Source organism: Klebsiella sp. CN_Kp097 (genome assembly GCF_040064495.1).
GTDB classification, from domain to species: Bacteria; Pseudomonadota; Gammaproteobacteria; order Enterobacterales; family Enterobacteriaceae; genus Klebsiella; species Klebsiella aerogenes.
The window spans coordinates 86004-104112 of sequence record NZ_JBEAIL010000021.1 but is presented as its reverse complement, the minus strand read 5'-3'; the positions used below and the strand labels follow the sequence as shown (position 1 = coordinate 104112).

Below are 18109 nucleotides of genomic sequence, written 5' to 3'. Positions count from 1 at the left end.
GCGCTCATGGATGAAACATTATTGTGAATAGATTATTTTCCTCACATGTGATGCCTTTCCGCGCCCTCATCGACGCTTGCTGGAAAGAAAAATACACTGCATCGCGCTTTACCCGCGATCTCATCGCCGGGATAACCGTCGGGATCATCGCTATCCCGCTGGCGATGGCGTTAGCAATTGGCAGCGGCGTAGCGCCTCAATATGGACTCTACACCTCGGCGGTGGCGGGGATTGTCATCGCCCTGACCGGCGGTTCGCGCTTTAGCGTTTCCGGCCCCACCGCGGCCTTCGTGGTGATCCTCTATCCGGTGTCACAACAGTTTGGCCTGGCCGGCTTGCTGGTGGCGACGCTAATGTCGGGTATCTTCTTAATCCTTTTCGGCCTCGCCCGCTTTGGCCGTCTGATTGAATATATCCCGCTTTCAGTCACCCTTGGCTTTACCTCCGGTATCGGCATCACCATCGGTACCATGCAAATTAAAGACTTCCTTGGTCTGCAGATGGCGCATGTCCCAGAGCACTATCTGCAGAAAGTCGGCGCGCTGGTGATGGCGCTGCCGACAATTAACGTTGGCGATGCCGCCATCGGTATCGTGACGCTGGGTATTCTGATTTTCTGGCCGCGTTTGGGCATCCGCTTGCCGGGGCACCTGCCGGCGCTGCTGGCGGGCTGTGCGGTGATGGGCATCGTTAATTTGCTCGGCGGACATGTGGCGACCATCGGCTCGCAGTTCCACTATGTCCTCGCCGACGGCAGCCAGGGCAACGGTATCCCGCAATTGCTGCCGCAGCTGGTGTTGCCGTGGGATATGCCGGGCTCGGAGTTCACCCTGAGCTGGTCGTCGCTGCGCGCGCTGCTGCCTGCCGCCTTCTCTATGGCGATGCTGGGCGCCATTGAATCACTGCTCTGCGCGGTGGTGCTCGACGGTATGACCGGCACCAAACACAAAGCGAATAGTGAGCTGGTCGGCCAGGGCCTGGGCAATATCATCGCGCCATTCTTTGGCGGCATTACCGCCACCGCGGCGATTGCTCGCTCCGCGGCTAACGTGCGCGCCGGCGCGACCTCGCCGATTTCCGCGGTGATCCATGCCCTGCTGGTGATCCTCGCGCTGCTAATCCTCGCCCCGCTGCTCTCGTGGCTGCCGCTGTCGGCCATGGCTGCCCTGCTGCTGATGGTAGCGTGGAATATGAGCGAGGCGCATAAGGTGATTAACCTGCTACGCCACGGGCCAAAAGACGACATCGTTGTGCTGCTGATGTGCATGTCGCTGACCGTGCTGTTCGATATGGTCATCGCCATTAGCGTCGGTATCGTGCTGGCTTCGCTGCTGTTTATGCGCCGCATCGCGCGCATGACGCGACTGGCGCCGGTCAACGTTGAAGTGCCGGACGATGTACTGGTGCTACGGGTGATCGGCCCGCTGTTCTTCGCCGCGGCGGAAGGATTGTTCACCGATTTGGAAAGCCGGATTGCAGGCAAGCGCGTGGTGGTGCTGAAGTGGGATGCGGTGCCGGTGCTGGACGCCGGCGGTCTTGACGCTTTCTTGCGCTTTGTGAAGCGCCTGCCGGAAGGCTGCGAGCTGCGGGTGTCTAACCTTGAATTCCAGCCGCTGCGTACTTTGGCGCGCGCAGGCGTCCAGCCGATTCCGGGACGCCTGAGCTTCTACCCTGACCGTACCGCGGCGCTGGCGGACATTGAATTAGCGCAATAAAAGAGAGCTCGCCGGAAAACATATCCGGCGAGCTGAATTCAGTTAGCTGTGACGATGCTGGTCGCGACGGCAGCGTTTATCGTAGTGGCGTACCCACCAATAGCGGTCGGAGACTCTTTCATGACCACCAACGCGAGCGCCCGCCAGCCACAAAACGGCGCCGACGAAAATACTCAACACCGCGCCATGAGCAAAGAATTGCGGCAGGTTAAATTGTGGAAGCTGGTTTAAAATAGAGTAACCAACGCCGACCACCATCACAACCAACCCTAAACCCATCAGTATGTTACCGAGTAACGAAGCGTTTCTGCGTTTCATATGTCACCTCCGGACCTTGGGCTACATGGGAATATCCCCAAAATTTATAGGTTAAGTATAGACAATAGGGATATGAGTGATTGCGTGAGTGATCACATTCGGGAACATCTGATCAACAAAAGTTTACAAATAAGCCACTGAACAACATCAAATTCTAATGGTTCAAAGTGGAAATTATCAGTAACGGTAGCGTTTCGCTGGCAGAATTTTGTCAAGCGCCGACGCAGGCAGTACACTACGCGGCAAAGAAAGACCCATGCAGGAATAAAAAGTGACGATAAAACTGATTGTCGGCCTGGCTAACCCCGGAGCGGAATACGCGGCAACGCGCCATAACGCCGGCGCCTGGTACGTAGATTTACTGGCGGAGCGCCACCGCGCGCCGCTGCGAGAAGAGAGCAAATTCTTCGGCTATACCTCGCGCCTGAACCTGGCTGGGGAAGACGTGCGCCTGCTGGTGCCGACCACCTTTATGAATCTCAGCGGCAAAGCCGTGGCCGCGATGGCTACCTTTTACCGTATTAATCCGGATGAAATTCTGGTCGCCCACGACGAGCTCGATTTACCCCCCGGCGTCGCTAAATTCAAACTTGGCGGCGGACACGGCGGTCATAATGGCCTGAAGGACATTATCAGCAAGCTGGGTAATAACCCAAACTTTCACCGCTTACGCGTCGGAATTGGCCATCCGGGCGATAAAAATAAAGTTGTCGGCTTTGTGCTGGGTAAACCACCGGCCAGCGAACAGAAGCTAATTGACGAAGCGGTTGATGAAGCGGCGCGCTGTACCGAGGTGTGGCTGAAAGACGGTTTAACCAAAGCAACCAACCGTTTACACGCCTTTAAAGCGCAATAAGCGTCCGACGTGCGGAATTTTTGCCGCACACCGTGTATAATAGGCGAAGCTATTTACTTTTCTACAGTCTGTTATTCATAACAGACTGATTATCCAAAGATTAAGGTGATTTAAATCATGGGATTCAAATGCGGTATCGTCGGTTTGCCCAACGTCGGCAAATCCACCCTGTTCAATGCGCTCACCAAAGCAGGTATTGAAGCGGCCAACTTCCCGTTCTGTACCATTGAGCCGAACACCGGTGTCGTACCGATGCCCGATCCGCGTCTGGACAAACTGGCTGAGATCGTCAAGCCGCAGCGTATCCTGCCGACGACCATGGAATTCGTTGATATTGCCGGTCTGGTTAAAGGCGCGTCCAAAGGCGAAGGCCTGGGTAACCAGTTCCTGACCAATATTCGTGAAACCGAAGCCATCGGCCACGTAGTGCGTTGCTTTGAAAATGACAACATTATCCACGTCGCGGGTAAAGTCGATCCGGCGGAAGATATTGACGTTATCAACACCGAGCTGGCGCTGTCCGACCTCGACACCTGCGAACGCGCCATTCACCGCGTGTCCAAGAAGGCCAAAGGCGGCGATAAAGACGCTAAGGTTGAACTGGCCGCGCTGGAAAAATGCCTGCCGCAGCTGGAAAAAGCAGGCATGCTGCGCGCGCTGGATCTGAGCAAAGAAGAGAAAGAAGCGATCCGCTATCTGAGCTTCCTGACCCTGAAGCCGACCATGTACATCGCCAACGTTAACGAAGACGGTTTTGAAAACAACCCGTATCTCGACCAGGTTCGCGCTATCGCTGAGCAAGAAGGTTCCGTGGTGGTTCCGGTTTGCGCCGCCGTTGAATCCGACATTGCCGAGCTGGACGACGAAGAGCGTGACGAGTTCATGGCCGAGCTGGGCCTTGAAGAGCCGGGCCTGAACCGCGTGATCCGCGCAGGTTACGCTCTGCTGAACCTGCAGACTTACTTCACCGCTGGCGTCAAAGAAGTTCGCGCATGGACTATTCCGGTTGGCGCTACCGCGCCACAGGCTGCCGGTAAAATCCACACCGACTTCGAAAAAGGCTTTATCCGCGCCCAGACCATCGCCTATGAAGATTTCATTGCTTATAAAGGTGAACAAGGCGCGAAAGAAGCCGGTAAAATGCGTGCGGAAGGGAAAGACTACATCGTTAAAGATGGCGACGTAATGAACTTCTTGTTCAACGTCTAATCCCGGACGATAAAATCCGCGCTCCGGCGCGGATTTTTCATTTCAAAGCCTCGCAGGTTTTATGACTCGCGAGGCTTTAAATTATCTGAATGGCGCATCTAACGGAATTTCTGCGTCAGGCTCGTGGGTAATTCGGTTACGCAGATCGCGACGAATCATTTCAATTGCCCAGAACCAAAAAATATGGCCAAGCAGTTCAGAAATATATTCATCAGCCGGAATGTTTAATAACGACGGCGTAAGTCCTAATAGCGGAAATGAAATCCAGTGTACCGCAATGGTGGCGACAATCCCGGCCCATACTCCCTGCCATAATTTAACTTTTGGGAATATCTCCGCCACCACGCAATAGCCAATCGCGAACACCAGCGAAAAGATGATATGCGTGACCATTACCGGATTGATGATATGCTCAGAGAAGGTGTACACGGTATGTGTAGGGTCAATGCCAAGATAGTCGCGTAAAAAGAGATAAGGAGGATTAAATTCATCACGCCCACCGGAAAATGTTCGCGGCGGCAGAGGTACTTCCGCCCCCCACTTAACGAATGCCGACATAATTCCGGCAATAACCCCAACTAATAATGCGACGCCATAGCGACGCCGACCTGGTGCAGTTTGTACAAAAAAGTCCTTAATTGCCATAAAATCCCTCGCCATGAATAATATTGTTACAGCATTGCAATATTCTTTAAGTCCGCGCGGGTATGGCTTGATCAAGATCACACTTTTTGTTCAAAAGATAAACAAAGCTAATATTTTTATGTCATCGCGGAGCATCAATTAATGCCCCGCGTGGCATTCTTTTAATCACGCCACCCCATTGCCGGTGCAACGTGCTTCAGAATAGACTCAATCACGTGAGCGTTATAATCCACGCCCAGCTGATTCGGCACCGTCAGCAATAAAGTATCCGCTTCTGCGATCGCCTCATCCTGTTTCAGTTGCTCGATGAGCTTATCGGGTTCAGCGGCATAGCTGCGGCCGAAAATGGCGCGGGTTTTCTCATCAAGAAAACCAATACTGTCGCTGTTATCCCGGCTGGAGCCAAAATACATCCGGTCGCGATCGTCCATCAGGGCAAAAATACTCCGACTGACCGATACCCGCGGCGTACGCGTGTGCCCCGCCTCCGTCCAGGCCTGACGATAAGCGCGGATCTGTTTCGCCTGTTGAATATGAAATGGTTCGCCCGTCTCATCATCTTTCAGCGTCGAGCTCTGCAGGTTCATACCGAGCTTCGCCGCCCACATCGCCGTGGCATTAGAGCCCGCGCCCCACCAGATACGCTCGCGTAGTCCGGCGGAATACGGCTCAAGGCGCAGCAATCCCGGCGGGTTGGGGAACATCGGTTGCGGGTTAGGTTTAGCGAAACCTTCGCCGCGCAGCACGTCCAACAGTACCTCAGTGTGGCGCCGCGCCATATCAGCGTCGGACTCGCCATCCTGCGGTTGAAAACCGAAATGACGCCAGCCATCAATCACCTGTTCCGGCGAGCCCCGGCTGATGCCAAGCTGTAAACGCCCACCGGCTATCAAATCTGCAGCGCCGGCATCCTCCGCCATATATAGCGGGTTTTCGTAGCGCATATCGATAACGCCGGTGCCAATCTCAATCTTTTTAGTTTTCGCGCCGATAGCGGCCAGCAGCGGGAACGGTGAACTGAGCTGGCGGGCGAAATGGTGCACCCGAAAATAGGCGCCGTCCGCGCCTAACTCTTCGGCGGCAACGGCCAGATCGATGGATTGTAAAAGCGTGTCGGCAGCGGAACGGGTCGCCGACTGCGACGATGGCGTCCAGTGGCCAAATGACAAAAATCCAATCTTTTTCATGAGGATAGCCCCTGATTTCGGCAAAACATTCAGCAGACGCGGAGATAACGTTCCGCGTCTGCTTGTGGTTCTCCTACTCTACCCCTTAGCCAAAATGTATAAATGGCGTTTATTTAACAGAATGGTTCAAATAAATTGACCAAATATAACGACGGTTATTTCTGCATCAGCGCAAAAACGCCCCAACCGAAATATTCCCGGGTATAAGTGACGTGGCGAAGCGGTGCGGCATTGAGCTCCGCACGGACCTCAGCCGCAAATTCATCATCCGGATGCGCCTGCAGCCAACGGCGCATCGTCAGCCATTTAGCAGCTTCATAACGGTCCCACCCCTCGCGGTCAGCCAGCACCATCTCAACGATGTCATAGCCCAGTTCGCCAAAAGAGGCGACCAGCGCTGGAAGCGGCAACAAATCGGCCACCGCAGAAACGCCGCAGGCGCGCGCTTCTTCTTCTGTGGCGGGTACCTTACGCCACCAGGGTTCCCCGATAAGTAGCATACCGCCAGGCTTAAGGCTGCGGGCTAACTGCGCCACGGTTCCAGCGACGCCGCCGGCAATCCACGTCGCGCCGATACAGGCCGCTACATCGTATTGCCGTTCGGCAACGTAACCTGCCGCATCGCTATGGAGAAAAGTGACGCGATCGCTAACGCCAAGCGCTGCGGCGCGTTGTTTAGCCTGCGCGGTAAACAATGGGCTCATATCAATGCCCAGACCGCCGATAGCATGGTCCCGCGCCCAGGTGCAGAGCATTTCACCAGAACCGCTGCCAAGGTCGAGGATCTGCGCCCCCGCCTGCAGGCGAAGTACGCGGCCAAGCGTGGCATATTTTTCCACCGTGAAGGGGTTATGGATACGATGTTCACTTTCGCTGATGGTAAAGATACGTGGGATATCGATAGTTGTGGTCATGTCACTCTCCTTAGCGGTTATCCGGCTGGGCGCGAACGTTATTCAGCCCGCTGGTGTTGATGCGGTATGGTTGGCCGTTAACGGATTTAATCAGTTTTTTAGTGCGGAGTTTTTTGAAGACGGCGAGCGTACAGTCGCTGAGCAGTAGGCCTTCGCGGCTATAGCACTCCACGGCGATGACGCGGCCTGAGGTATCGCGAATGTGCGCAATACGTCCGCCTTTCGCGAGAACGTGTAAGGTACGTTGTTCCTGACGGGATAAATTCATACTGGAAAACCTGTTTAATCATCATGTGCAAAACGTGCAAACACGCAGCGGTGTCCGCATTCGATTTCAGCGCAGTGATAACCAGCCCGGCCTGAAAGGTCGGTAAACTGATTATCAGATGATTACATTCTCCAGCATCAAAGCCTCGGTAGAGTTGAAAGGTATTTACCGGCTGGATGATAACATCCAGTGACAGAAAGGATATTTATAAACGGGAAAATTGTGATCGGTATCTGAAATTGCGCCCCCGCCCCATGACGAAAGGCGCACAATGAATGGCAGCAACGCATTGCTCCTGATTACCACATCAAATCATCAGGTACTTTAAAGTCAGCGTACGGATCGTCTTCGTCCTCTGCTTCCTGGCTCAGGGCGCTGTTCAACACAATACTCTCGGCGTCGCGCTGGGCGATTTTATCCGCCACGCTGGCAGGGATAATCGCGTATTCATATTTACCGTTATTATCAACAGCAAGGCGGGCAATCGCCAGACGGCCGCTAATGAGCTGCGCCTGGGTGGTTTTATCCACATCAATGTTTTTGATGAGATTATTATCCGTAAAGTTAAAAGCGATATGGCCTTTCGCAATCGTGATTCGGTTCATTTCGATCAGCTGCTTAACCTGCGCTTTATACTCTTTTGCTAAAGCCGCTTGCTTTTGCTGCTCGCTGAGCTGCTTGTCGCGCTCAAGCTGGGCTTTTTTGTTTTCCTCAACGGCCTCGCGGGCTTCACGCGCCTGAACACGTGACTTTTTCGCCGTTCTCTGAACCTTAGCCATCTTTTTACTGGTGACCAGACCCGCTTTCAGCATCTGCTCTTGTAAGGTAAGTTTTGTCATCGTCGTTTCTACAATCGTTTGAATGATGTTTTGGATACGGTAAATCAGGGTCAGACTTTCAGGAGCTTCACCGTGGCGTCGATGTCGATTTCATCTTCAGAGAAGATGAGCGTGGTGCCCTGAAAGGTAGTGATCGCCAGCTTTTTCAGCGTACGCATTTCGCCCGGCTTCACGCTCGCTTTGGGCTTGATGCTGTTCATCAGCAGCCCCACGGAGAGCACCGCATTTTCCTTGTCGATATGCGTATCTGCTGGCACTTCCTCACTGTAGACCAGGTAAGACTTAATCGATGTCAGCTTCAGGCGCTCACCGGCAATATACAGATGTTTGCTTTCCGGGATGACCTTCACCGCGTAAGCCGATAGGCCTTTATTATTGGTCGTAGGTTCAAACGTGACCGCCGCATCTTTCTTAATCAGCTCCGGATTGGCGACCTTAATCACGTGAAAATAGCGGTTATCACCATTTTCATCTTTGATAAATCCGAAACCTTTATCTTTAAACCACGTTGTGATCGTACCGTTCATCGCCATTACCGCCTGATTAATCGTTTATCTACTCAATTTTGCAGCGCGCAGTTTAAAGCACAATGCCAGCGTAGACCATGCCTTTGCTCTAAGTGTTGCCTGATATCGGCAATTGATCCTGGCTTTTGCCGAAAATTTGATTCATTAATGAGTACGGTTCATTCAGGAGAATGCATGATGCCTAATCTACCCTCCATTGCGTTGCTAGGTCCTGGCGCTATCGGCACGACCATCGCCGCCGTACTGCATGAAGCGGGCCGCAAACCGCTGCTCTGCGGGCGCACCGCGCATCAGCGGTTGATTTTACGCCACGATGACGGCGAAACGATTATTCCAGGACCAGTATTGACCGATCCACATACGCTGGAACACCCGATTGAGCTGCTGTTTGTGGCGGTGAAAACCACCCAGGTAGCGGATTGCGCGCTCTGGCTTAACGCGCTGTGCGATGAAAACACGGTGGTCTGCGCACTACAGAACGGTGTCGAACAAGAAAGCCTGCTTGACCCTTATGTTAACGGCGCAAAGGTGTTGCCTTCGGTTGTCTGGTTTCCGGCACAACGGGAGGCGGATGCTTCGGTATGGTTACGCGCCAAACCGCGTCTGACGCTACCCGATACGCCGCATGGGAAGAAGATAGCCGAGGTTCTCGACGGTACCCGCTGCGCGGTTGAGTTGACGGCAGATTTCGCATCGGTCGCCTGGCGGAAACTGCTGCAAAATGCCGTCGCTGGCCTGATGGTGCTGGCGAATCGCCGCGCCGGGATGTTTTCGCGCCAGGACATCACCGGGCTGGCGCTGGCCTATCTACACGAGTGTCTGGCGGTGGCCCGCGCCGCAGGGGCGGTACTCGCCGATAGCGTGCCGCAGGAAATTGTTGATGGGTTTCATCAGGCGCCGGCGGATTTAAGCACCTCGATACTTGCCGACCGTCAGGCCAATCGTCCGCTGGAATGGGACATTCGCAACGGAGTTGTACAGCGCTATGGCCGAACGCTGGGCGTTGCCACCCCCATCAGCGATGTCGTCGTGCCGCTGCTGGCGGCTGGAAGCGAGGGGCCTGGCTAAGATTGCTTCAAAAAAATTACCGTATTTGTTATAGTGTTACTCACTGATTATTTACCTCTGCGGTGCCAAAAAGAACAAGATTCACCGCAACCCAGGACAAGAAAATGCTAGATTACCGCTTCCCGACAGCTTTGCAGATGGTTCTCAGCGTAGCGATGGCGGAGCAATTGGGTGAACGTTCGACGAGTGCGATCCTGGCCTACGGCCTGGAAGCCAACCCGAGCTTTATCCGTAAACTCATGGTTCCGCTCACCCGCGACGGCATCATCGTCTCCACGCTTGGCCGCAACGGCTCTATTCATCTTGGCCGTCCTGCCGATCAAATCACGCTGCGTGATATCTATCTTTCCGTTATTGAAGATAAAAAACTGTGGGCGTCCCGCCCTGATGTCCCGGCTCGCTGCGTGATCAGCGCCAACGCCTGCTGGTACTTTAAGTCCGTAGCCGATGAAGCCGAGCAGGCGTCGCTCGCGGTGTTAGCTCGCCATACCGTGGCAAGCGCCCTGGAAGAGGTCAAAAAAGCCGATACCAGCGGCTGCGATCCGCTGCCTGAGCTGACTGCCCGCTATAAAGAAGCGCATTAACTTTTCTTGTTGCGAAAAAAAACCGCCTTAAACGAAAAGGCGTTTTTTTGTTATTAGCAGCGACCTACTCAGGCAGGACGTCCCTAACCGGTTCGCCGCGCGTCACCAGTTTTCGCAGCGTCACGTAAAACACCGGCGTCAGGAACAGCCCAAACAGCGTCACGCCGAGCATACCGGAGAACACCGTGATCCCGGTGACGCCGCGCACTTCCGCCCCCGCGCCGTGGCCAAGAATCAGCGGAATCGTCCCGGCAATAAAGGCAATCGAGGTCATGATAATCGGGCGTAAACGCAGACGACAGGCTTCCAGCGCCGCTTCCATAATCCCTTTGCCCTGAATTTCCAGTTCGCGGGCAAACTCGACAATCAGAATCGCGTTTTTACAGGCCAGCCCCATCAGCACCACCAGCCCCACCTGCACAAATACGTTATTGTCGCCGCCGGTCAGCCAGACGCCAAACAGCGCGGAGAGCATGGTCATCGGGACGATAAGGATCACCGCCAGCGGTAGCGTCCAGCTTTCATATAGCGCCGCCAGCACCAGGAACGCCAACAATACCGCGACCGGGAAGACGATCAGCGCCGTATTGCCCTGCGTGGCCTGCTGGAAGCTGAGATCCGTCCACTCAATATTCATCCCATTCGGCAGTATCTGCTTAGACATGCCTGCCAGCAGCGTCATCGCCTGCGTGGACGAGAGCACGCGGGGATCGGCATCGCCAATCAAATCCGCCGCCGGATAACCATTGTAGCGAATCACCGGATCCGGTCCGTAGGTGGTATTAATATTCACCATACTGCCAATCGGCACCATTTCGCCCTGATTATTGCGGGTGCGTAAATTAGCAATATCTTCCACGCTGTCGCGGAACGGCCCGTCAGCCTGCGCCATTACGCGCCAGGTACGCCCAAACTGGTTAAAGTCATTCACATACGATGACCCCAGATAAGTTTGCAGCGTCCCGAAAAGGTCGGTCAACGACACGCCCTGCGCTTTCGCTTTATCTCGATCGACCTGCACATCCAGCTGCGGCACGTTCGCCTGATAGGTCGAGATCGGGAAATGCATCCCCGGCGTCTGCATAATCGAACCCGACATCGCGTTCACTGCGTTTTGCAACGCGCCATAACCCAGACCGGCGCGATCCTGAATATACAGTGAATAGCCGGAACCCTGACCCAGCCCTAAAATCGGCGGCGGCAGAATCGAGAAACCAAAGCCCTGCTGAATTTGCGCGATTTTGGCATTAATCTCGGCATTAATTTCCGCTGCGGTGTGTTTTCGCTGATCGAACGGTTTCAGACCAAAAAAGACCGTCCCGGTATTCGGCGTATTGGTGAACTGCAGCGCATTAAGCCCCGGAAAAGCCACCGCATAATCCACGCCTTCGGTATTCATACCGATTTCGCTCATTTTGCGGATCACGGCGTCGGTGCGCGCCAGTGAAGAGCCTTCGGGCATTTTCACGCCGCCAATTAAATACAGTTTATCCTGCGTCGGAATAAACCCGCCGGGTACGACTTTAAACATCACGCCAGCGGCGCAGAGCAGCAGAACGTAGACCACAAACACCGCGCCGCGTCGCCCGAGCGTTTTGCCTACCAGCCCCTGATAGCCGTTTGAGCTACGATGGAAAAAACGGTTAAACGGACGGAAAATCCAGCCGAACAAGCGATCGATAAGCCGGGTCGGGAAGTCTTTCGCCGCGCCGTGCGGTTTTAACAGCAGCGCAGCCAGCGCTGGCGAGAGCGTCAGGGAGTTGATGGCGGAGATCACCGTCGATATCGCAATCGTCACCGCAAACTGCTTATAAAACTGCCCCGTTACCCCGGAGAGGAACGCCATCGGCACAAACACCGCGCACAACACCAGCGCGATAGCGATAATCGGCCCGGAGACTTCGCGCATCGCCTGATGCGCCGCCGCTAGTGGCGCCAGCCCCTCTTCGATGTTTCGTTCGACGTTTTCCACCACCACGATGGCATCATCCACGACGATACCGATCGCCAGTACCAACCCGAACAGACTCAGGGTATTCAGCGAAAAGCCCAGCAGATAAAGAATGCTGAAGGTACCCACCACCGATACCGGCACCGCGATCAGCGGAATAATCGACGCGCGCCACGTCTGCAGGAACAAAATCACCACCAGCACCACCAACACTACCGCTTCCAGCAGCGTTTGCACCACCGCGCGAATCGAATCGCGCACAAACACGGTCGGATCGTACGGCGCCGCCCATTTCATATCTTCCGGGAAACGGGTGGAGAGTTCGTTCATTTTCGCGCGTACGGCGTTAGACAAATCGATAGCATTCGCCCCCGGCGACTGGAAAATACCAATCCCGACCGCGTCTTTATTGTTAAGCTGGGAACGTAACGCATAGCTACCCGAGCCCATTTCGATACGCGCCACGTCGCGCAGGCGCACCAGCGAACCGTCTTGCGCCGTTTTCAGAATAATATTGCCAAACTCTTCTTCCGTATGCAGACGCCCCTGGGCGTTAATAGAGATCAAAAAATCGCTCTCTTTCGGCAGCGGCTCGGCGCCCAGTTGTCCGGCGGAAACCTGAACGTTTTGCTCCTGCATCGCCGTCACCACATCCGATGCTGTTAACCCGCGCGCCGCAACCTTATTGGGATCCAGCCAGATGCGCATCGCATATTCACCCGAGCCAAAAATCTGGATCTGCCCGACGCCTGGCAAACGCGCGAGTTCATCTTTTACTTTCAACGTGGCGTAGTTACGCATATACAGTGAATCGTACTTACCGCCGGGTGAAAACAGATGCACCACCAGCGTCAGCGTTGGCGATTGCTTCTGGGTGGTGATGCCTAAACGGCGCACATCTTCCGGGAGACGCGCCTCGGCCTGCGAGACCCGGTTTTGCACCTGAACCTGCGCCTGATCGGGGTCGGTTCCCGGACGGAAAGTGACGGTAGTGACCAATACGCCGTCAGAGCCTGCGACGGACTTCATGTACATCATATTTTCGACGCCGTTGATGGCTTCTTCCAATGGCGTCGCCACGGTTTCGGCGATCACTTTCGGGTTGGCGCCGGGATATTCCGCCCGCACCTGCACGCTAGGCGGTACGACATCAGGATATTCGCTGACCGGCAACAGCGGAATGGCGATCAAGCCGGTGATAAAAATCAGAATCGACAGCACGGCGGCAAAAATCGGCCTGTCGATAAAAAAGCGGGAAAAGTCCATATGGCGGATTCTCAGATAAGGGATCAGTTGAGGGCGGCGCTGGTGGTCATGGCAACGGTCTTCGCGTTAACCGGCATTCCCGGCATAAACACTTTTTGCAAACCATCGACGATGACTTTATCCCCAGGGTTCAGCCCCTGCTTGACGATACGTAAACCGGCAGCCAACCGCCCCGGCGCAATATCGCGACGCTGGGCTTTACCCTCTTTATCAACGATATAGACATATTTACGGTCCTGATCGGTCAGTACCGCTTTGTCGTCGATAAGCGTGGCTTTGAATTCAGCGCTGCCCGGCAAGCGGACACGGGCAAAGAGCCCTGGCGTGAACAGACGCTGCGAATTGTCCAGCAGCGCGCGCATGCGGATCGTACCAGTGCTCGGCGTTAACTGATTATCCAGAAAATCCACTTTACCCTGATGAGGGTAGCCCTCTTCGCCCACAAGGCCGATCTCAACCGGTAATGCCTGGTGACTGCTGGAGGCCCCTTGCCCGCTACGGGCAAGATTTTGGTAGTGAAGATAGGTCGACTCATCCACGTCAAAGTAGACATAAACCGTTTTTTGCGACACCAGCGTGGTGAGCACGCTGGCGGTATCGCCAGCGGTGACCAGATTACCGCTGGTGATCAACGCGCGGCTGGCGCGGCCGTCGATGGGCGCGGTCACTTTGGTGAAATCCAGATTAAGCTGCGCGGCATCAACCGCCGCCTGGGCGGCGCGAATATCCGCTTGCGCCTGGACCGCAGCGGAGCGGCGCTGCTCCCACTCTTCACGGGAAACCAGATTGGTATTGATTAATTTATCGGTACGGTTTGCTTCACTTCGCGCCAGGCTGGCTTGCGTTTTCGCTCTCGCCAGGGTTGCCTGCGCCTGTTCCAGCGCCGCGCGATAGGTTCGATCGTCAATGGTGAATAACACCTCCCCCTTCTTCACCTCCTGACCGTCGGTGTAATTCACTTTATCAATATAACCAGAAACGCGGGGACGTAGCTGCACGCTTTCCACCGCCTCAATCCGGCCATTAAAGCTATCCCACTGGCTAATGGATTTCACCACCACCTCAGCGGCGCTGACGGCAGGCGCTTGCGGCGCGGCGTTTTGCGCGACGCCTTCATCGCAGCCGGTGAGCAGCGCCGAGAGTAGCACCATACCTACTGCAGTCAGATGACGTTTTCCCCAGGTTTTTTGCAGGCTCATTATTTTTATTCCGGTAATTGTCGCCGCCGGGCAAGACGCTGCGGGAGACGCTGCGCCACTTCCTTTGTCCGGGCAGGCTTGAGGCCATTTGTGTCGTTCATCGCCACAAAACTGTAACAGTTGCGAATACACTATCGCGGCGATTGTAGGAAGGCGCTAAACTAAGTGCAAGAATAATTGTTGCACTTTATGTGCTATTCTTCTGGATCGAAAAAAGCCCATTTCAGGCAGGGGATTAATTGCAACAATAAAACTTGCAATTAATGCTAAAACGGGCCACCTTAAATGCAACAATTAAAGATGCTTTTATTATCTGCGTGGAGCAACAAGATGAACACTGCTGCGGTTATTCACGATCTACTCGATTGGATCGACAACAATCTCGAGAGCCGTCTGGATATTGAGACCGTTGCCAGGCGTGCGGGCTATTCGAAATGGCACCTGCAGCGGATCTTCAAGGAGCACACCGGTTACCCTCTCGCTGAATATATTCGCATGCATAAGCTACAAAGATCGGTCGAACGCTTAGCCAACAGCGACGAGCCTATTTTAAACGTGGCGATCGCACTGGGTTTCGACTCCCAGCAATCCTTTAACCGCAGCTTCAAGCGCCAGTATGGTCAGGCGCCCGGCGCCTGGCGACGCAGTATCTGCGGCGCAGAAACACAGCATTTACGCTAACAGTCGTAATAACCGTCGTGATAATCGTCCTCAGGGAATCGGCGAGCGAACAGTAGAAGCACCTATGTTTAGCAGCTATCAGGGCGTAGCGCCTACCGTTATGATTGGCCCATACCAAACAAACAAGGACGCGTTACCATGCTGAACAAATCGCCGTTGGTGTTGTTATTGTTCCCTTTACTGCTGGCAGGTTGTCACCATCATCAGCCCACGCCGCGCGCGGCGGCGAGCGCCACTGAAGTAGACGATCTGTTCGCCAGCCTCCCTTCGTCGAAACCATCAAGTCGGGCTACCTACGCCCGACAGATAATGACCGCCATCAGGGCAAAAATGCCTGATTCCGTGGAGTATCCCGGGCAAACCTGTCGGATTCGTTTGTCGCTGCAGCGTGATGGCACCGTAAATTCCGCTACCGTGGAAAAGGGTGATGAAGAACTATGCAACACTGTTGTAGCCGCATTTATGCAAGCAGACATTCCCGCCGCGCCGGATGATGACGCTTATCAGACGTTTAAAAATACCAGTATTGATTTTAAAGCATAAGACTAGCGCTTTATTACCAGCAGCATGGCATTCAACCGACCGTAATTCGTAGTATATTAAAAACAATCTCTGTTATCAGGTATACGGAATGTCCTACTCCATCGGCGAATTTTCCCGTCTTTGCGGCATCAATGCGACCACGCTGCGGGCCTGGCAACGCCGGTACGGCCTGCTAAAACCCGAACGTACCGATGGAGGCCACCGCCTCTATAACGATGATGATGTCCAACTGGCGCTAAAAATTCTCGACTGGGTAAAAAAAGGCGTGCCTGTAAGCCAGGTTAAACCGCTGTTGACCCGTCCTGACGCCGGCCCTGGTGATAACTGGCTTGTCCTGCAGGACAATATGCTGCAGCGGCTGAAAGAGGGAAAAATCGAATCCCTGCGCCAGCTGATCTACGATGCCGGTCGGGAAAATCCCCGCCCTGAGCTGGTTTCCAACGTATTGCGCCCGTTACGCAGTAAAGTATCGGCTAATGTGCCGGCGATGCAGACCCTACGTGAGATCCTCGACGGCATCATTATCTCCTACACCTCTTTTTGTCTTGAAGGCGATAAACGCGCGCCGGGCGATAACTCTCTGATTACCGGCTGGCACCTGAGCGACCCATGTGAAATCTGGCTGGAAGCGCTCATGCGTACCGGACAAGGTCATCGCATCGATGTGCTACCGATGCCGTCCACCGCGCTGGCCCCGGAAATATTTCCTCAACGCCACTGGTTGCTGGTGACCACGGGCCAGCTCACCGCCGCACGCCAGAGACAGATAGATCTCTGGCGTCAATTGGTTATTTCTCTGGACGTTATCTTCTTGTAAAAAAGCTTTGCTCCCCTACGCCATGTTCTCCGCTAAAAAAGCACGCCAAAAACTTGGACAAAAATACGTGATTGTGTAAGTTTAATGTATCGGGCTAAACGTTTTTGCGCGATGGCCCATCCAGTGAGAACAAAGCGAGGAGTACGCCATGAATAAGCAACCTGTCATTGGCATCAGCGGCTGTTTAACCGGCTCGTCCGTGCGCTTTGATGGCGGACATAAACGATTGCCATTTGCGATGGATGAACTGGCGCCGTGGGTAACCTTCAAACCCATTTGTCCGGAAATGGCCATCGGTCTCAGCTCTCCTCGTCCGGCTCTGCGCCTGGTGCGGACCGACGAAGGTGAGATTCAGATGCGTTTTAGCAGCGAGCCGCATGACGATGTCACGGGCAAAATGGCGGACTTTACCGCCGGTTACCTGCCTGGGCTTGGCGAATTAGCAGGTTTTATCGTCTGCGCCAAATCACCGAGCTGCGGCATGGAACGCGTGCGCCTGTATGATGAAAAAGGCAACCGCGGGCGCAAAGAAGGAACCGGCCTGTTTACCCACGCGTTGATGGAAGCCTATCCGTGGTTGCCGGTAGAAGAGGATGGACGACTGCACGACCCGCAGTTAAGAGAGAATTTTGTCGAGCGTCTTTTCGCCCTGCATGAACTGAATACGCTGCGGGCCAATGGCCTGACCCGTCGGGCGTTAATGGATTTTCATAGCCGCTATAAACTGCAGCTACTGGCGCATCATCAGGCCGGCTATCGCGAAATTGGCCCTTTCGTCGCGTCGATGCATCAATGGCAAGACCTGGATGCCTTTTTCGTCGCCTACCGCGATAAGCTGATGGCGATCCTGAAAAACACCGCCTCCAGGAAAAACCACACCAATGTGCTGATGCATATTCAGGGCTATTTCCGCGAACGGTTGAATAGCCGCCAGCGCGGCGAGCTGCGTGACGTGATACTGCATTATCGCGCGGGGCTGCTCCCAATCCTGGCGCCCCTTACGCTGCTTAAGCATTACCTGGCCGAGTATCCTGATCGCTATCTGCAGACGCAAAACTATTTTGATCCCTACCCGCAGGCTTTAGCCCTGCGCCTGGGTGTTAATTAACCGCCAGGCGGTGTGCAATTACGACGAAGCGTGACTACTTCTTCTTGTTCATCATGGCTTTTAAATCGGCAAAAGGATTGTAGGTGGCTTCACCGACATCCTTTTGCGCATCTTCACCGGCCACCACTCTGGTACCGTACTGGTCGGCCTCAGTGTACTTGGAGTGCTCATGATCGTGGCAATAGAGGCACAATAGCTCCCAGTTGCTGCCATCTTCCGGGTTATTGGTATGATCGTGATCGATGTGATGTACCGTCAGTTCACGCAGGTTGGAGTAGACAAATTCGCGCGAGCAGCGTCCGCATACCCATGGATAAATTTTAAGCGCCTTCTCGCGATAGCCACTTTCCAGGCGGGCGTAGTTTTTGGGGATCAAAGCCATGGCAGATGTTACCTGTGATAAAGAGAGAATTT

Annotated in this window: 19 protein-coding genes; 9 read left to right on the top strand and 10 right to left on the bottom strand. The window is 54.4% G+C overall.

Annotated elements, in window-relative coordinates; genetic code table 11:
- The first annotated feature begins 23 nt into the window (after nucleotides 1–23).
- On the top strand, nucleotides 24–1715 hold the full coding sequence (dauA, locus tag ABLV07_RS18315; RefSeq protein ID WP_072050073.1) for a C4-dicarboxylic acid transporter DauA: 1692 nt from the start codon (nucleotides 24–26) through the stop codon (nucleotides 1713–1715).
- Between the two features lie 42 nt (nucleotides 1716–1757).
- Here the strand turns inward: dauA and ychH are convergent, their stop codons facing one another.
- Nucleotides 1758–2033, bottom strand: coding sequence for a stress-induced protein YchH (gene ychH, locus ABLV07_RS18310; RefSeq protein WP_015367115.1), 276 nt, complete (start codon nucleotides 2031–2033; stop codon nucleotides 1758–1760).
- Between the two features lie 271 nt (nucleotides 2034–2304).
- On the opposite strand from ychH, the gene pth reads away from it, so the two are divergent.
- Together pth and ychF are read left to right on the top strand one after the other, a co-directional pair.
- Nucleotides 2305–2889 (top strand): aminoacyl-tRNA hydrolase, encoded by a 585-nt coding sequence (pth, locus tag ABLV07_RS18305; RefSeq protein WP_015705080.1) that lies wholly within the window; start codon nucleotides 2305–2307, stop codon nucleotides 2887–2889.
- Between the two features lie 117 nt (nucleotides 2890–3006).
- Nucleotides 3007–4098, top strand: a complete 1092-nt coding sequence (gene ychF, locus ABLV07_RS18300) for a redox-regulated ATPase YchF (RefSeq protein WP_015705079.1) — start codon at nucleotides 3007–3009, stop codon at nucleotides 4096–4098.
- Nucleotides 4099–4179: 81 nt separating this feature from the next.
- On the opposite strand, the gene ABLV07_RS18295 is transcribed toward ychF, so the two are convergent.
- The 6 genes from ABLV07_RS18295 to ABLV07_RS18270 form a co-directional block, all read right to left on the bottom strand.
- Entirely contained in the window at nucleotides 4180–4743 is a 564-nt protein-coding gene (locus ABLV07_RS18295; RefSeq protein WP_015367118.1) for a DUF1440 domain-containing protein, read from the bottom strand.
- Nucleotides 4744–4904: 161 nt separating this feature from the next.
- On the bottom strand, nucleotides 4905–5930 hold the full coding sequence (locus ABLV07_RS18290) for an LLM class flavin-dependent oxidoreductase (RefSeq protein ID WP_032714285.1): 1026 nt from the start codon (nucleotides 5928–5930) through the stop codon (nucleotides 4905–4907).
- Nucleotides 5931–6085: 155 nt separating this feature from the next.
- Nucleotides 6086–6844, bottom strand: a complete 759-nt coding sequence (locus ABLV07_RS18285; RefSeq protein ID WP_072051195.1) for a class I SAM-dependent methyltransferase — start codon at nucleotides 6842–6844, stop codon at nucleotides 6086–6088.
- A 10-nt stretch (nucleotides 6845–6854) separates the two neighbouring features.
- Nucleotides 6855–7112 carry a YjhX family toxin gene (locus ABLV07_RS18280; RefSeq protein WP_015705074.1) on the bottom strand — a complete coding sequence of 86 codons (258 nt, stop codon included), beginning with the start codon at nucleotides 7110–7112 and terminating at the stop codon, nucleotides 6855–6857.
- 299 nt (nucleotides 7113–7411) lie between these two features.
- Entirely contained in the window at nucleotides 7412–7951 is a 540-nt protein-coding gene (locus ABLV07_RS18275; protein ID WP_015367123.1) for a DUF2058 domain-containing protein, read from the bottom strand.
- Nucleotides 7952–8001: 50 nt separating this feature from the next.
- Nucleotides 8002–8484 (bottom strand): cold shock domain-containing protein, encoded by a 483-nt coding sequence (locus ABLV07_RS18270; RefSeq protein ID WP_015705072.1) that lies wholly within the window; start codon nucleotides 8482–8484, stop codon nucleotides 8002–8004.
- A 171-nt stretch (nucleotides 8485–8655) separates the two neighbouring features.
- On the opposite strand from ABLV07_RS18270, the gene ABLV07_RS18265 reads away from it, so the two are divergent.
- Together ABLV07_RS18265 and ABLV07_RS18260 are read left to right on the top strand one after the other, a co-directional pair.
- Nucleotides 8656–9546, top strand: coding sequence for an oxidoreductase (locus ABLV07_RS18265; protein WP_045361330.1), 891 nt, complete (start codon nucleotides 8656–8658; stop codon nucleotides 9544–9546).
- 104 nt (nucleotides 9547–9650) lie between these two features.
- Nucleotides 9651–10130 (top strand): Rrf2 family transcriptional regulator, encoded by a 480-nt coding sequence (locus ABLV07_RS18260; protein WP_042892257.1) that lies wholly within the window; start codon nucleotides 9651–9653, stop codon nucleotides 10128–10130.
- Nucleotides 10131–10194: 64 nt separating this feature from the next.
- Here ABLV07_RS18260 and oqxB read toward each other — a convergent pair whose 3' ends face one another.
- Nucleotides 10195–13347 carry a multidrug efflux RND transporter permease subunit OqxB gene (gene oqxB, locus ABLV07_RS18255; protein ID WP_045386296.1) on the bottom strand — a complete coding sequence of 1051 codons (3153 nt, stop codon included), beginning with the start codon at nucleotides 13345–13347 and terminating at the stop codon, nucleotides 10195–10197.
- Between the two features lie 23 nt (nucleotides 13348–13370).
- Nucleotides 13371–14546: an efflux RND transporter periplasmic adaptor subunit gene (locus tag ABLV07_RS18250; protein ID WP_126027503.1), complete on the bottom strand. Its 1176-nt coding sequence runs from the start codon at nucleotides 14544–14546 to the stop codon at nucleotides 13371–13373.
- Nucleotides 14547–14876: 330 nt separating this feature from the next.
- Here ABLV07_RS18250 and ABLV07_RS18245 point away from each other — a divergent pair, with 330 nt between their 5' ends.
- The 4 genes from ABLV07_RS18245 (at nucleotide 14877) to ABLV07_RS18230 (ending at nucleotide 17695) form a co-directional block, all read left to right on the top strand.
- Nucleotides 14877–15227, top strand: a complete 351-nt coding sequence (locus tag ABLV07_RS18245) for a helix-turn-helix domain-containing protein (protein WP_015367129.1) — start codon at nucleotides 14877–14879, stop codon at nucleotides 15225–15227.
- A gap of 138 nt (nucleotides 15228–15365) precedes the next feature.
- Nucleotides 15366–15770, top strand: a complete 405-nt coding sequence (gene tolA / locus ABLV07_RS18240) for a cell envelope integrity protein TolA (RefSeq protein WP_015367130.1) — start codon at nucleotides 15366–15368, stop codon at nucleotides 15768–15770.
- A gap of 88 nt (nucleotides 15771–15858) precedes the next feature.
- Nucleotides 15859–16587: a MerR family transcriptional regulator gene (locus ABLV07_RS18235; protein WP_045367215.1), complete on the top strand. Its 729-nt coding sequence runs from the start codon at nucleotides 15859–15861 to the stop codon at nucleotides 16585–16587.
- Nucleotides 16588–16735: 148 nt separating this feature from the next.
- Nucleotides 16736–17695: a DUF523 and DUF1722 domain-containing protein gene (locus tag ABLV07_RS18230; protein WP_015367132.1), complete on the top strand. Its 960-nt coding sequence runs from the start codon at nucleotides 16736–16738 to the stop codon at nucleotides 17693–17695.
- 34 nt (nucleotides 17696–17729) lie between these two features.
- On the opposite strand, the gene yajD is transcribed toward ABLV07_RS18230, so the two are convergent.
- On the bottom strand, nucleotides 17730–18077 hold the full coding sequence (gene yajD, locus ABLV07_RS18225; protein ID WP_015367133.1) for an HNH nuclease YajD: 348 nt from the start codon (nucleotides 18075–18077) through the stop codon (nucleotides 17730–17732).
- Nucleotides 18078–18109: the final 32 nt, after the last annotated feature.